The organism is Mucilaginibacter boryungensis (genome assembly GCF_015221995.1).
Classification (GTDB): domain Bacteria; phylum Bacteroidota; class Bacteroidia; order Sphingobacteriales; family Sphingobacteriaceae; genus Mucilaginibacter; species Mucilaginibacter boryungensis.
Map to the genome: position 1 here is coordinate 1,764,983 of NZ_JADFFM010000001.1, position 15,309 is coordinate 1,780,291.

General features: G+C 43.1%; 13 protein-coding genes. 12 read left to right on the forward strand and 1 reads right to left on the reverse strand.

Features of this window, described 5'->3' with window-relative positions; translation table 11 throughout:
- The first annotated feature begins 29 nt into the window (after positions 1–29).
- Positions 30–845 carry a phytanoyl-CoA dioxygenase family protein gene (locus IRJ18_RS07380; protein WP_194105550.1) on the forward strand — a complete coding sequence of 272 codons (816 nt, stop codon included), beginning with the start codon at positions 30–32 and terminating at the stop codon, positions 843–845.
- Positions 846–850: 5 nt separating this feature from the next.
- Positions 851–1,684, forward strand: a complete 834-nt coding sequence (locus IRJ18_RS07385; protein WP_194105551.1) for a sugar phosphate isomerase/epimerase family protein — start codon at positions 851–853, stop codon at positions 1,682–1,684.
- Between the two features lie 292 nt (positions 1,685–1,976).
- Here IRJ18_RS07385 and IRJ18_RS07390 read toward each other — a convergent pair whose 3' ends face one another.
- On the reverse strand, positions 1,977–2,741 hold the full coding sequence (locus tag IRJ18_RS07390) for a DeoR/GlpR family DNA-binding transcription regulator (RefSeq protein WP_194105552.1): 765 nt from the start codon (positions 2,739–2,741) through the stop codon (positions 1,977–1,979).
- Positions 2,742–2,988: 247 nt separating this feature from the next.
- On the opposite strand from IRJ18_RS07390, the gene IRJ18_RS07395 reads away from it, so the two are divergent.
- The 10 genes from IRJ18_RS07395 to IRJ18_RS07440 all read left to right on the forward strand — a co-directional run bounded on the left by IRJ18_RS07395 (position 2,989) and on the right by IRJ18_RS07440 (position 15,306).
- The gene (locus tag IRJ18_RS07395) at positions 2,989–4,281 is read left to right on the forward strand and encodes an MFS transporter (protein WP_194105553.1); all 1,293 of its coding nucleotides are present in this window, start codon (positions 2,989–2,991) and stop codon (positions 4,279–4,281) included.
- Positions 4,282–4,394: 113 nt separating this feature from the next.
- Complete coding sequence (locus IRJ18_RS07400) at positions 4,395–5,369, forward strand: 2-hydroxyacid dehydrogenase (protein ID WP_194105554.1); 975 nt, start codon at positions 4,395–4,397, stop codon at positions 5,367–5,369.
- 2 nt (positions 5,370–5,371) lie between these two features.
- The gene (locus IRJ18_RS07405) at positions 5,372–6,820 is read left to right on the forward strand and encodes an FGGY-family carbohydrate kinase (RefSeq protein WP_194105555.1); all 1,449 of its coding nucleotides are present in this window, start codon (positions 5,372–5,374) and stop codon (positions 6,818–6,820) included.
- Positions 6,820–8,274 (forward strand): FGGY-family carbohydrate kinase, encoded by a 1,455-nt coding sequence (locus IRJ18_RS07410; RefSeq protein WP_194105556.1) that lies wholly within the window; start codon positions 6,820–6,822, stop codon positions 8,272–8,274. Before IRJ18_RS07405 ends, IRJ18_RS07410 begins: the two co-directional genes overlap by 1 nt.
- On the forward strand, positions 8,267–8,857 hold the full coding sequence (locus IRJ18_RS07415) for a histidine phosphatase family protein (RefSeq protein ID WP_194105557.1): 591 nt from the start codon (positions 8,267–8,269) through the stop codon (positions 8,855–8,857). Before IRJ18_RS07410 ends, IRJ18_RS07415 begins: the two co-directional genes overlap by 8 nt.
- A 12-nt stretch (positions 8,858–8,869) precedes the next feature.
- A complete protein-coding gene (locus IRJ18_RS07420) occupies positions 8,870–9,805 on the forward strand; it encodes a glycerophosphodiester phosphodiesterase family protein (protein ID WP_194105558.1) in 936 nt (311 codons plus the stop codon).
- Positions 9,806–9,951: 146 nt separating this feature from the next.
- Positions 9,952–10,959, forward strand: coding sequence for a GntR family transcriptional regulator (locus tag IRJ18_RS07425; RefSeq protein WP_194105559.1), 1,008 nt, complete (start codon positions 9,952–9,954; stop codon positions 10,957–10,959).
- A 165-nt stretch (positions 10,960–11,124) separates the two neighbouring features.
- Positions 11,125–12,399: a Pycsar system effector family protein gene (locus tag IRJ18_RS07430; protein ID WP_194105560.1), complete on the forward strand. Its 1,275-nt coding sequence runs from the start codon at positions 11,125–11,127 to the stop codon at positions 12,397–12,399.
- Between the two features lie 7 nt (positions 12,400–12,406).
- Complete coding sequence (ppk1, locus tag IRJ18_RS07435; RefSeq protein WP_194105561.1) at positions 12,407–14,449, forward strand: polyphosphate kinase 1; 2,043 nt, start codon at positions 12,407–12,409, stop codon at positions 14,447–14,449.
- Positions 14,446–15,306: an SdiA-regulated domain-containing protein gene (locus tag IRJ18_RS07440; protein WP_194105562.1), complete on the forward strand. Its 861-nt coding sequence runs from the start codon at positions 14,446–14,448 to the stop codon at positions 15,304–15,306. Before ppk1 ends, IRJ18_RS07440 begins: the two co-directional genes overlap by 4 nt.
- Positions 15,307–15,309 lie beyond the last annotated feature (3 nt).

The following is a 15,309-nucleotide window of genomic DNA, read 5'->3' on the forward strand; positions in this document are numbered from 1 at the left end:
AGTCTATCAATTATTAAAATCTAATTAGTATGAATTCACAACTTTTGGGAAGTCAGATAGACTTCTACAAGGAAAATGGTTATGTAGTTATTGAATATTTTTTGAACGCCGAAGAGTTAGAGGTTTGGCGCTCGGCCGTCACTGAGGCTATAGCACAGCGTAACGGGCAGAAAATGCCGGGCAAGGATATCAAGATAGGCGAAGATGACGGTATAAATAAAGATGCTGACTACTATAATAATGTGTTCGATCAGCTGCTGAACCTATGGCAAACCAACGATAAGGTGCGGGAACTAATGCTGGACGAGCGCATCGGCAAAATGGCTGCTGATTTATCTGGAGCGGACGGTATCCGTATCTGGCACGATCAGGCGCTGATCAAGAAACCATGGGCCAATCCCACATCGTGGCATTTAGATACGCCGTTCTGGTCGTTTTCTGACAGGCGTGCCTTATCCATTTGGGTGGCCTTGGACGATGCTACTTTAGAGAACGGTTGCCTGTTCTTTATTCCAGGTTCGCACAAGCAAACCACGTTTGAAAACCCCGGTATCGGTAAAAACATGGGAGCGGTATTTAATTTTTATCCGCAGTTTAAAGGTGCAAAATCAGCAGCGGCCCCTATGAAGGCCGGTAGCTGCTCGTTCCATTGCGGGCTGACTATTCACGGCGCGCACGCCAACATGACACCGGGTTTCCGCCGGGCTATGACCTGCGCTTATATGCCGGATGGTAATACCTTTAATGGCGAACCGAACATATTGCCCGATGACTACCTGGCAAAAATTAAAGTGGGCGATCTGTTAAATGATGATGAGCAAAACCCGCTAATATATAAACGCTAACAGCTGTGGATATCAAATTCTATGCACCCCGTTGGGGATCGGAAGCTATCAGTTGGCCGGATTTTGCCGAAAAAGTAAAGGTCGCGGGTTTTGATGGGGTAGAGGTTTACCCATTGGAATCGTTACACGAAAAAGACGTGATGCTACAGGCCATTACCGATAACGGGCTTGATTTAGCTTTGATCCATTCCGAAGTGATAGAAGGTCGGAATTTCGGGAATTATAAGAATGCACTGATCAAAAATTTGTACATCTTAGCGGGTTATCAAACCAATCAAATTAAGCCCAAATTTATAAATTCACATACCGGTAAGGATTATTATACGCAAGAACAAATGGCCGAATGCTTTGCCATTTGCGATATAAGCAAAGAGATAGATATACCAATTATCCATGAAACACACCGTAATAAATGGTCGTTCGCTGCGCATGTTACTAAGGCTTACCTGCAACAGTTCCCGGATGTGCGCCTGGCGTTAGACCTTTCGCATTGGGTATGCGTGGCGGAAACCTATCTGCAGGATCAGGATGAAGCTGTCGAACTGGCTTTGCAGCATGCCGACCATATCCATGCAAGGGTTGGCCATATAGAAGGCCCGCAAGTAACAGACCCGCGTTCGCCCGAAAATGCAGAAGCTTTGCAGCATCATCTGCAATGGTGGGATAGGTGGATAGCATTGCAAAAGGAAAAGGGGAGAGATGTTTGCACCATCACACCTGAATTTGGGCCATACCCTTACATGAGTTACCAATGTAATACCAATAACCCGGTGGCCGACCAATGGGCCATTAACTGTTATATGAAAGACTTACTAAAAAACCGATATCAAACAACTTAATTATGAGCCTGGATAAAAACAGCAGCGTATAAATTTGAGGCTAAAGCCATCTTGAAAGTAGGCTTATCCGTTGGCTGAAGCCAACGGTAATAAAAAACAGGTAAAAACTTCATTGCCGTCCATTTATGGGACGGTTAAGGCGTTGACTGAAGCCAACGGTAATGAAAAATAGGTAAAAGTTTCATTGCCGTCCCATTTATGGGACGGTTAAGGCAAAGTAAAAGAGGCTTTAGCCTAAGAAATAGGGTTGAAGGTTAAGCAATTTCACTACCCAATTTGAAGTTTTGTTGTTTTAAGTAACAATTACCTTTATGCCCCGTTCTTCAATTGATTTTATAGTGCTTTTAGATACTTTGTCGTCGGTAATAATATATTGTATCTGCTCAAGGCTGCAAATACGGCCCAAGCCACGGCGGTCAAACTTGGTACTATCGGCCACAACTACAACAGTCTGAGCGGTTTCAATCATTTTTTGATTTACAGTGGCCTCGGCCAGGTTAGATATGGTTACACCAAAATCCAGGTCGATACCATCCACCCCAATAAATAGCACACTGCATGAAATATCTTTCAAAACCTGTAAAGCATGCGCGCCGGCAACGGATGACGATTTAGGCCTTATAATACCGCCAAGCTGTAATACCTCTATATTATTTCTGCTGCTTAATTCTAAACCAACTTTTAAAGCCGGGGTAATCACCGTAAGGTTATGCGATGGGTTTAAAGCGCGTGCTACTTCAAAAGCCGTCGTGCCCGAACCTATCATAATAGAATCTGTTTGTCCTATTAACTCAACCGCCGCTTTGGCTATCCTTTTCTTTTCATCCGAATTGATAAACTCTTTTTCGTATATCGGCCTGTCTACAGCGTAGGGGTTATTAATTGATCCCCCGCCACGCGTGCGGAAAAGTAAACTTTTGTCCTCCAGTAGTTTCAGATCCTTTCGGATTGTTACGCCAGAAACTGACATTTCTTCTACCAGGTCAATAATATTCACCTTACCCTCGTTTTTTAGTTTTTCAAGGATATAGCGGTGTCTGTCGGTGATATTCTTCATTTATTTAGGATTATTGGATAAAAATATAAAAATATTGTGAATACAAAATTTTCAATAAATATAGTGTGGATAATTTCATAACATTTATTTTAATTAAATTTTGTTTTATTACGTTTTATATAGTTTATTTGTTTAAATGATTTGTTGTGTAACAAACCGTAAGTGAAACCAATTAAACTTAGCAGTATATAACCATTCAGCTGCAAAAAATCTTAAACCAAATTGTAAACAAATTAAAACGAGAGAAATGACCAATTCAGAAAATTCTTTGCTGGATAAAGCAGGTATCCCCAGGCACCTGGCATGGGGCTATTTAGGTATTATGATATTTATGATGGGCGACGGCCTGGAAGGCGCATGGTTAAGTCCGTATTTAATAGGGCGTGGGTTAACCATGCAGGAATCAGCATCGCTGTTTACTGTTTATGGGGTTACTATTGCTATCTCGTCATGGTTCTCGGGCGTCCTGGCCGAGGGTTTTGGCCCTAAAAAAGTAATGCTGATGGGGGTATTGCTGTATATTTTAGGTACGCTTGGCTTTGTGGGTTATGGCATCCCTAATTTAAATTACCCGGTGATGTTGCTTACCTATGCCTTGCGTGGTTTCGGGTATCCATTATTCGCTTACTCATTCCTGGTTTGGATTACCTATCGCAGTCCGCAGCAAAAGCTGGGTACGGCAGTTGGTTGGTTCTGGTTTGTGTTTACGGGCGGACTGAACGTGTTTGGCGCTTACTATTCAAGCTGGGCTATTGTGCATTTGGGTAACAGCGCAAATGAAAGATATATCAATACACTCTGGAGCTCGATATTATGGGTAACCATAGGTGCGTTTTTTGCACTGGTACTTAACCGTGATAAGTTTAAAACCAGCGCTATTGCCAATCATGTAAGCAAATCGCAGGAATTGATGAAAGGGCTTACTATTATGAAAGAAGAACCCAAGGTTTTGATAGGGGGCATTATCCGCATTATCAACACCACGGCTCAGTTTGCATTCCCGGTATTTATTCCAACTTATATGGCATCGCACGGTTTTTCCACTACCGAGTGGTTGCAAATTTGGGGCACCATATTTACAGCTAATATAGCCTTCAACCTAATCTTCGGCTTTGTTGGCGATGGTTTTGGTTGGAAGAATACAGTAATGTGGTTTGGCGGAGTGGGCTGTGCGTTAACTACGCTGCTGTTTTTTTATTCCCCGGTATTATTCCATGGTAGTTTTTGGATGGTAATGCTTTGCGGCATTTTATGGGGCGCGCTGCTGGCAGGCTATGTGCCGCTTTCAGCACTTGTACCATCGTTGGTTAAAAAAGATAAAGGTGCCGCTATGGCCGTGCTAAACTTGGGCGCCGGCTTAGCCGTGTTTGTTGGGCCGGCTATAGTAGGCATTTTTATTGGCAGCGTGGGTAACACCGGCGTAGTGTGGATACTGGCTGGTTTATATTTAGTAAGTGCTATACTAACCAAATTTATAGCCTTACCAAATAATGCAAAAACCGCAAATTCCGAAGCGCCAATAGCGGCGGTGGCGGTGTAAGCCCCCTAACCCCCTGAAGGGGGAATGGTACTTTGATAATGATATAGAATAACTAAATAAAACCCACCCCGGGATAAATTCCCCCTTTAGGGGGTTAGGGGGTATACATATATATGAGAATACTGATAACCGCCCCGTATAATCAAAAAGGGCAGGACGCGCTCTCCGCTAAGTTTGGAGAAGTTATTTACAAAGAATGGAAAGGGAATGGCCGCGCTTTTAACGAAGCCGAGCTGAACCAGTTGTTGGATGAGACCGGGGCCGATGCTTTGATTACCGAACACGACCTGGTGACAGCTAATGTAATAAACGCTCACCCCGATTTGAAATTTATTGGGGTTTGCCGTGGCACACCATCAAATGTGGATCTGAAAGCGGCTGCTGCTAATGGCATTCCCGTGTTTCATACACCGGCACGTAATGCGCAGGCCGTAGCCGAAATGTTTATAGCCAACGTAATTAACCTTATGCGCAATACTATTCCAAGCTGGCAGTGGCTTACCGGCAAAAATTGGGGCGAGGGTGCGCATACCTCATACCTGCAATTTAAAGGGAACGAACTGGCGGGTAAAACCGTTGGTATGGTAGGGTTTGGCGCGGTTGGGCAGCGTATTGCCGAAATGCTGGCGTGTTTTCCATGTCCTATAAAGTTCTACGATCCGTATATGGAGTCAGCCAATCCTAATTATCAAAAAACAACCCTTGAAGATGTTTTTGAAAGCAGCGACATCGTATCTATCCACCTGCCGGTAAACGAACAGACCATTGGTATGATTAACAAAAGCTTAATATCTAAAATGAAACCCGGTGCTATATTTGTGAACACCGCCCGGGCCAGTGTGGTAAAGCGCGACGACCTGCTTTATGCTTTGGAAAACAACCTGATAGGCGGCGCGATACTGGATGTGTTTGATTTTGAACCACCTGATGAAACAGATTATAAACTGATCAATCACCCGCGCGTATTGGCTACGCCGCATACAGCCGGTGCCACGCACGAAGTGGAAGACCACCATGTAGACATCCTGAACAAAAGGATATTTGAATGGGCGGCGGCAAATAAAATTGATACCACAGCAAAAGCATAACGATGGCGGCTAAAGAAGCATATATAGTTATTGATATTGGCACGGGCAACGTGCGCGTAGCAGTTGCCGCAACCGATGGTAAAATATTAGGAATTGACAGGTGCGATATTATCTATCATAAAGATACCAATTACCCCGAAGCCCTTTATTTTGACCCGGCACAGTTGTGGGAACAAGTGAGCGGACTGACAAAAAATGCCTTAAAGCAAGCAGGTGACGTTATCGTGCTGGCTTTAACCGCTACCAGTCAGCGGGAAGGGATTGTGCTGTTGGATAAGGACGGTAATTCGCTGATAGGTTTGCCAAATATCGACCATCGCGGGCGCGAATGGGAGCATATTATTAAAGACAAAAGCTATGTGTACGGTTTAACCGGGCGCTATCCAACATCGCTGTTTTCGGCGATGAAACTGGTGGGGATCCGCGAAAAGCGTAAGGAAATATGGGCCGCTTTCACCACTTTTTTAAGTATTAGCGATTGGGTAGAATATATGCTGAGCGGCGTAGTACATTACGAACATTCGCAAGCTTCAGAAACTTTGTTTTATGATGTGGCGAAGAAAGATTGGTCGGCTGATTTGTGCGCTGTATTTGATATGGATACCGCCATTTTACCAAAGCTGACACATTCGGGAACTATTTTAGGCACCATAACAAAATCTCAAGCTGCAAACCTGGATATTAGTACCGATGCAAAAGTGATAGTTGGTGGTGGCGACACACAATTAGCTATTATGAGTACCCGCCCCGAAACAAACGATGTGGTGATCGTATCGGGTACTACTACACCAATTATTAAACTAACCGGCACCTATGTAACCGACGTGCAGGAACGCACCTGGACAGGCAGGCATACCGACGAAAACAGCTTTATGTTTGAAGCTAACGCGGGGGTGACCGGCTTAAACTACCAGCGACTGAAAGAGGTTTTTTATCCTAATGAGGGGTACGATGTAATAGAAAAAGAACTTGGGGAACTAAAAAGCCAGCAATGTGTAGCATCGTTGGGTAGTATGCTGGCCGATGAAAAGTCGGCTTTAACCCTGGGCGGGTTTATTTTCGACGCGCCGGTATCGCATACACTTACCCGTGCCGATTTTGTTTGGGCAACCCTTTGGGACATTGCCTGCAGTATAGCAGAGAATTACAATACTTTAAACTCGGTTAGTGCGCATCAACAGGATTACGTTTGGGCTTGCGGCGGCGGTGTGCAAAGTTATACGCTAAGAAAGCTGATCGCATCGTTACTAAACAAAAAAGTAATGATCCGCGATAGCTATCGTCAGTCGTCGGTAGTAGGCGGGGTGCTCATTTGCAATAATGCATTGGGTAAACAACAGCCGCCGCCAGTCACTCTGGAGGTCGTTGAACCCGCACCGCAGGATGATTACAAAACCTTATATGCTGATTGGAAAAATACCCGTTCACACTTTAAAAAGATGCTGAGCTAATGGCGCCATATTTTATTGGAATAGATATAGGGACACAGGGCGCACGTGTGGTGTTGATAGATGTCAAAGGTAATATCATAGCATCCGAAGAACAGGTTTTCCCCTTGAACGATCAATCACGCGAAGAACAATCGCCTGATGAGTGGTGGGATGCCTGTTACCAATCGTTAACCCGTATGCTGCAAAGTAAAGCGGTAAAAGGTATCGCTATTGATGTTAAGGCCATTGCCGTAACTTCCACGTCGGGTACTGTAATTCCCCTGGATAAAAATAATAGGCCGCTGCATAATGCCATTATGTATAGCGATAAACGGTCGGGCAAGCAAGCAACTGAATGTACAGAAGTGGCATTGAAGTATCATAATAGCGGTTATACGGCATTCAGTATTTCAAGCGGGTTGGCCAAAATGGTTTGGTTTGTAGAAACCTATCCGGAAAAGACTAAACAAATAGCACGCTGGATACATGCTGCCGATTATATAACAGGCATGCTCAGCAATGTTTGGGGGGTGACGGATTATACCAACGCCTTTAAATCGGGTTACGACGTAAGTAATTACACCTGGCCGGAATACTTGTATAAACACCTGCCACTGAAAAAAGAGTGGCTGCCAATGGTTGTACCCTCGGGCACAGTTATAGGGACTATTTCGGCAGAGATAGCCCGGCACCTGGGTTTAACTGAAGCTGTTAAAGTTACGGCCGGTATTACCGATGGTTGCGCTTCGCAGATCGCGTCGGGGGCAATTAATCCGGGTGAGTGGAATACCACTATAGGCACCACCATGGTTATAAAAGGTGTCACCAAAAACGAAGTGCTCGACCCTTTAGGGCGATTATACAGTCACCGGCACCCCGCAGGCTATTGGATGCCCGGTGGGGCCAGCAATACCGGCGCCGATTGGGTAACCAATGAATTTGGCGATGACCTGGTAAATTTGAACGGACAAGCCGAAACACTGATCCCGACAAACCATATAGCCTACCCGTTAAGACAGGAAGGCGAGCGCTTTCCATTCATTGCTTCACAAGCGCGTGGTTTCGAGCCGGAAGGACTAACCAAAGCCGAGCGTTTCACCGCAAACATGGAGGGCGTGGCCTATATGGAACGTTATTCGTATGAATTGATAGAACATCTATCAGGGGAAAAAGTAAGTGCGGTTTATACCGCCGGCGGGGCAAGTAATAGCGATACCTGGCTTACCATTCGCAGCAATGTAATGAACAAGCCGGTTTATAAAATGAAGCATGTATCGGGTGCGGTAGGCGCTGCTGTTTTAGCAGCCTCAAAAACGTATTATAACTCGATTATTGACGCAGTAAAGGCATTGGTGGTGATTGATAAGGAAATTCACCCGGAAGAACAGCTTGCAAAACGTTATGAAGCTAACTATCAACAATTTTTAAAAGTAATGCAGGACAAAGGATATATAAAAGGAGGTTTTGATGCTTAGTGTTTATTTGCTAAGGCACGGCGAAACCAGCTACAATGCCGATGGTAACCGCTATTGCGGCCGCACGGATATTGGCCTGACCCTAAAAGGTATTAAACAGGCCGAAACCGTTAACGGACAGCTGAATGGAAAGCATATCGATGCGGTATATTCATCGCCGTTAAGCAGGGCACGTATCACTGCAGAAATAGCGACCGATAAGCAGGTTATAACCGATGACCGGATTATTGAGGTGGATTTTGGTCAGTGGGAGGGAAAAACCAAAGAAGAGTTTTACAAGGAAGACCCGCAATCGTGGAATGATTGGGCCGTAAACCCGGGTACTGCAAAAGCTGGCAGAACAGGTGAATCCGGCGATGAAATAGTAAACCGTGTTGATGCCTTTTTCACCGAAATGCTGGAAAAGCACGCTGGCGAAACCATTGTTGTGGTAGGGCATAATGGCATCAACAGGTTATATATGGCCCATAAATTAGGTATGCCGCTAAAAAACTATCGCCGCATATTCCAGGAAAACTCAGCCATCACCTTTTTTGAACTGGATGACAAGGGAGAATTCACATTAAAAAAATTAAACGCATAACATCATCATACCATGAAAAAGCTATCAACCCTATTTAGCTGCATATTATTAGTTGGCGCCGGTAAAATGGCCATTGCGCAAACTGAGATGAATATTTTAAAATTCAATAATATACCAGAGTTTCAGTCATATTTTAAGCATACCGGCAAGGATATGCCCTTAATCAGCGGTCACCGTGGCGGCACTACACCGGGTTACCCAGAAAATTGTATTGCTACCTTTGAGAATACGCTGAAACATACTCCGGCTATATTTGAAATGGACCCGAGGTTAACTAAGGATAGCGTAGTTGTGGTATTGCACGATGATTCACTTGGCCGCACTATAACAGGCAAAGGCAAATTAAATAGCTATACCTATGCCGAATTGCAGCAGTTTCGTTTAAAAGACCCGCAAGGGAATGTTACCAATTATAAAATACCAACGCTGAAGGAAATGATTTTGTGGAGCAAGGGCAAAACCATTTTAAACCTTGACCATAAAGACGTACCGCTTGCCATGACCGCTAAAATATTACGCGAGTGCAAAAACGATATGATTATGCTTACCGTGCATAAAGCAAGTGAAGCCAAATTTTATGTGGACGATAACCCTAACCACATGTTATCGGCTTTTGTGCTTACCAAAAAAGCATTTTACGAATATGAAAAAGCCGGCGTGCCATGGAAAAACATGATAGCCTATATTGGCCCTAAAAACCAGCCCGAAAACAAAGAAATAATGGAACTGCTGCATGCCAAAGGCGTAATGTGTATGATATCGGCAGCGCCAAGTTACGATAAGTTAAAAAGTCCCGCCGAGCGGGCCGAGCATTATCGCGAAACCTTTACGATGGGCGCAGATATACTGGAATCGGACCTGCCGATAGAGGTAGCTGAAGCCATTAAGCCGATAATGCCATCAACCGGTTATCAACAGAAATTCTGGAGTAAGGTGAAAGTGAAATAAGTTGAAATTAATTTCATAGCTGTTGATATTTATAGTTTAATATTTCTATATTTAATTTCAACTTATCTCTTTTTTATTTCAGATGCCTGAATCTCTGGAATATAAAGGCTAAGTGAACTTATCTGATCTAAATTATCAGGCAGCAAATGGACATCAAGTATTCAACCGACCACACACGTTTTAAATTTCAGCAGATCATTGATTCCGTAATTAATGATATCCAAACCGGCGTTCTGAAAAACAATGACCGCCTGCCATCCATGAATGTGGTATGCGAACAGGAGGGCCTGTCTAAGGTAACCGTGCAGCGGGCGTATATGCACCTTAAAAAGAAGGGCTATATCACAAAGGTTGCAGGTAAAGGTTTTTGCGTGGTTGATAAAGACAAGCAGAAATTAAAGGTATTGCTTATCTTCAATAAGATCAGCTATTACAAAAAGCTTATCTATTATGGTATACTGGAAATACTGGCCGAGAACGCGCGTGTAGATTTACAGATACACCATTACGACGTTAAAATATTGAATGATATTATAGCCGAAAGCGCCGGTAAGTATGATTATTATGTGGTTATGCCGCATTTTTTTTATGAAACACCCGACAAAAACTACCTGAACGCGTTAAAAAAGATCCCACAGCAAAAGTTACTGATGCTGGATAAAGATGTAAACGGTTTGAATGGTAGTTACATGGCTGTATATCAGGATTTTGAGAACGATACTTACAACGCCCTTGTATCTGTAGCAGATATGTTTGTGAAGTATGACAGGCTGGTAATTATAATACCGGCATACAGCAACCATCCGCTTGAAATTATTGACGGCGTGCGAAAGTTTGCAGGCCTGATCAATAAAAAGTTCGATGTCAGCGAAAATGCCGAAGATGAAACTTTGCAGGCAGGTACGGCTTACATAGCTATCGAAGAAACCGAACTGGCGGAATTAATAAAGAAAATACGTCAAACCAACCTTAAACTGGGTCAGGATATCGGCATCATCTCGTTTAATGAAACTGTGCTGAAGGAGTTGATGGACATTACCGTGTTTACAACCGATTTTACCGAAATGGGGCGTACTGTGGGCAACCTGCTTATTAAAGACCAATGCCAAAAGGTGAAAATGCCTTTTAGGGTATTGCGCAGAGGCTCGTTATAACTTAGCCTCTTTTTGCGCGCTAAAAGTATGTTTAACCCATAAAAACATTAGTAGTTTTATTTCGTTCATTTGAATGCCTGGTTATCATAAGTAGCACTCTTTTTTATCCCCAAATAAGTAATTGTGGATTTTTAAGGTAAATTTGGATGACCGACATCGAAACTTATGGACTTTCAACAATTATTGGAAGAGGTTAAGCAATATGTGCTGACGTATTTTGATACTCACCACGATGATGAATTGCTTTATCACGACCTGAAACATACCAAAAATGTAGTAGCAACCGCTACACGCATTGCCAACCATTACCAGCTTAGCGACGAGGATTTTTTTATTGTAATAACAGCCGCCTGGTTTCATGATACCGGTTATTTTACCGATAAAGCAAATCACGAAGCGCGCAGTGCCGAACTGGCTGCCGAATTCCTGAAAGAAAAGACGGGGCAGGAGGTAATAGATAAAATTACCGGCTGTATTATTGCCACAACCATGCCGCAAAAACCTAATGGCTTGTTGCAGGAAATTTTATGCGATGCCGATCTTTTTCATTTAGGTACTGATAAATTTATTGGGCGCAGCAAGCAATTACGAAAGGAATTTGAAAAATTTAAGCATGCTGATATTGATAGGCAGCAATGGCGCCAGAAAAATATAGAACTACTTGAAAACCACCGCTATTTTACCGATTACGCCCAGCTATTGCTAAGCGACCAGCAGGAAAAGAACCTGCAAAAGCTGAAAGAAAAACAAGCAGAAACATTGGAAGATAAGCAGCAGGAAGGTGGGAAAAAGGACGATGTAAAAGATGAGGTTTCAATGTTTAAGCCTGAAGATGAAAAAAACGGGCCTAAGCTTGAAAAAGTTAAGAAAAAGCCAAAAGGCGAACGGCCTGAAAAAGGGATAGAAACCATGTTCAGGATCACGTCGGGTAATAACCAGCGCTTAAGCGATATGGCCGATCAGAAAGCACATATATTGATTACAGTAAACTCCATTATCCTGTCGGCTATTATCAGTTTGGTTTTGAAAAAACTAGATGAGAATGCTTTTTTGGCTATTCCAAGCTTTATATTATTAAGCATTAGTTTGGTATCTATGATATTCTCTATCCTGGCAACACGCCCCCATATCCCTAATGGTACTTACACCCAGCAGGATATGGATAATAAAACGGTAAACCTGCTTTTCTTCGGCAACTTTTACAGAATGAACCTGGAAGATTATACCCATGGTATGATAAAAGTGATGAACGATTCGGATTTTCTATATGGCACACTAATAAAGGATGTTTATTCGCAAGGCGTGGTATTGGGCCGTAAATACCGCCTGTTAAGGGCTGCTTATAATATATTTATGTTTGGGTTAATAGTGGCTGTTGTTGCATTCATTATTTCTTCCATAATTCATAATAGCGCTGTACCGGCATTGCCGGCTCATTAAATCTGCAATGGCTGAATATTCTTATTTCGACCGTGATTTAAGCTGGCTATCCTTTAACGGGCGCATTTTATTAGAGGCCGCCAACGATAGCGTACCTTTAATGGAGCGGGTGAATTTCCTGGCTATCTTTTCATCAAACCTGGATGAGTTTTACCGGGTGCGTATGCCGGTGCTTTCGGCCCTGGATAACTTAGGCAGGCTAAAGGACACAAGCGCGGGAAACAACCCATTGCTTATTGCAAAACAGACTATTCAAAGGCAACAGGAAAAATACGGCGAGATACTGAGGGGTGGCATTATCCCCGGGCTGCTGCAAAATAAGATCCATTTACTTTTTAATGAGGTTATACCTGAGGAAATTGTTCCGGCAATAGAGGACTACTTTTTTAGCCAGATCATGGCATTTTTGCAGCCAATTGAATTATCAGATAAAAAGAAGCTGTTCCCACAAAATAACCAATTGTACCTGCTGGTTACGTTGGAATACGGTGGTAAGCTGGAAAAAACCATCATACTTAACATTCCATCGGGCGAGTTACCGCGTTTTTTTAAGGTAGCATCTAAAGGCAAAACATATATCCTTTTTATTGATGATATCATCAGGCATAACCTGGGTCAGCTATTTAAAAACGAAAAAGTTACCGGCTGCTATTCCTTCAAAATTACCCGCGATGCTGAGCTCGACCTAAAAGATGAATATTCTGGCGATCTATCAGACCAAATAGAAGAACAGCTACAGAAGCGGGATTCGGGTATCGCCACACGGTTTTTGCACCAGCCGGGCATACCTTTACGCATATTACAATTAGTGAACGAGAACTGGGATATACCCACATCAAGCAACGTGCAAGGCGGTAATTACCATAATCTTAAAGACCTGTTCAGCTTCCCGGTAAGCATCCCCGCGTTGTATTACGAAAAATGGCCTGCTATTATTTACAACCCGGCCGACGAGCGGGAATCCATCTTTGACCGTATAGCCATCAAAGATCAATTGATCAGCACGCCGTATCAATCCTACGGTACCATATTACGGTTTTTTAACGAGGCCGCGCTCGATGAATCAGTTGAAGAAATATATGTAACGCTATACCGGGTGGCCAGCGATTCAAGGATAGTTAACGCGTTAATAAACGCTGCTGCCACCGGCAAAAAAGTGACTGTACTTATTGAACTGAAAGCCCGGTTTGATGAAGCTAACAACCTGAAATGGGCCAAAAAAATGAAAGCAGCCGGGGTGGATATTGTTTATAGCGTAACAGCCCTGAAAGTACACGCCAAAGTAGCGTTGGTAAAACGTAGGGTGAACGATAGGGTTAAATATTACGGACTGCTGGCCACAGGGAATTTTAACGAAAGCACGGCCGCGTTTTATACCGATCATATCCTGATGACTGCCAATGGGGCAATATTGCGCGAAGTGGAGTTGTTGTTTATTTTCCTGGCTAAACGCGAAAAGCCTAAAGCGCCCGACCAGATCAAATTCCGGCATTTGCTGGTTGCCCAATTTAATTTGCAGGACAGGTTTCTGGCCATGATTGACAGAGAGAAAAATAATGCTGCTAAAGGATTGCCGGCCGCCATCACTGTTAAATTGAATAATCTGGAAGAGAAGGTACTAATAGCTAAACTATACGAAGCATCAAATGCCGGTGTTAAGATCAGCATGATCGTGCGCAGTATTTGCTGTTTGGTGCCCGGTGTAAAAGGCATGAGCGAAAACATTACTATTAAACGCATTGTTGATCGTTATTTAGAGCATGGGCGCGTATTTATATTTCATAACAATAACCAGCCCGAAGTATATATGGGGTCGGCCGATTGGATGAACCGGAATGTGCACCGCAGGATAGAAGTTTGTTTCCCCGTTTATGATGAACAGGTAAAAGCGGAAATAACCAGTATTATAAACCTGCAGCTACAAGATAACCAACAGGCGGTAATGCTGAATGAAAAAATAGAAAATGTGCCTATAGCTGCAGAAACCGCTTCAGTCCGTTCGCAAGAACAGATATATAAATTGTTAAAGCTAAAGCAAACAGTGGTATGAAGAAAATAAGGGTGTTTTTAACTACTTTCTTTGCTTTGTTCAGCGTGCTGGTTATATCCTGTACAGATAAAAAAAATTATGCTTCGCCGCCGGGATATGATTTGAATAAGCCGGTGAAATATAACATGCCCGAGAGGCTGACCGAAATATCGGGCATTGCATTTCACAATGGCAATGCCGATACATTATATGCCGAGGATGATGAAGAGGGCCGCGTTTATTATTTTAAACCGGGTGACAAAGAGGTTTCACATTCGGAGCTTGGCAAGGGGGGCGATTATGAAGATATAGCCGTATTGGGTAACCAGGTTATTATATTGCGCAGTGACGGAGTACTCTTTGTATGTCCGCTTGCTCGGTTAAAAACCGGTATGACAGGTAGTGTTCAAAAATGGGATAATATTTTACCGCAAGGAGAATACGAAGGTTTGTATGCCGACGAGAAAACAAACCAGCTTTATGCATTATGCAAACATTGTAGCAATGAAAAAACAAGCAAGGAATGCAGTATTTACAGTTTCACATTAACAGCTAACGGCGCAATTAAAAGTACGGGGAAATCCGCTATTGATGTTCAGGATATTGCAGCGAAGCTGGGGCAGGGTAAAATAAGCTTTCATCCGTCGGCCTTAGCAAAAAATCAACAAACAAACGAATGGTATGTGCTATCGTCGGTAAATAAAATATTAGTAATTACTGATAGCAGCTGGAAAGTTAAAGCGGTTTATCCGCTAAACCCCGGAGTTTTCATGCAACCCGAAGGTATAGCGTTTGACGGTAATAACACCCTGTATATTTCAAACGAAGGCGATAAAATAGCATCAGGCAACGTATTAAGGTTTAGCTATAAAAAATAAATG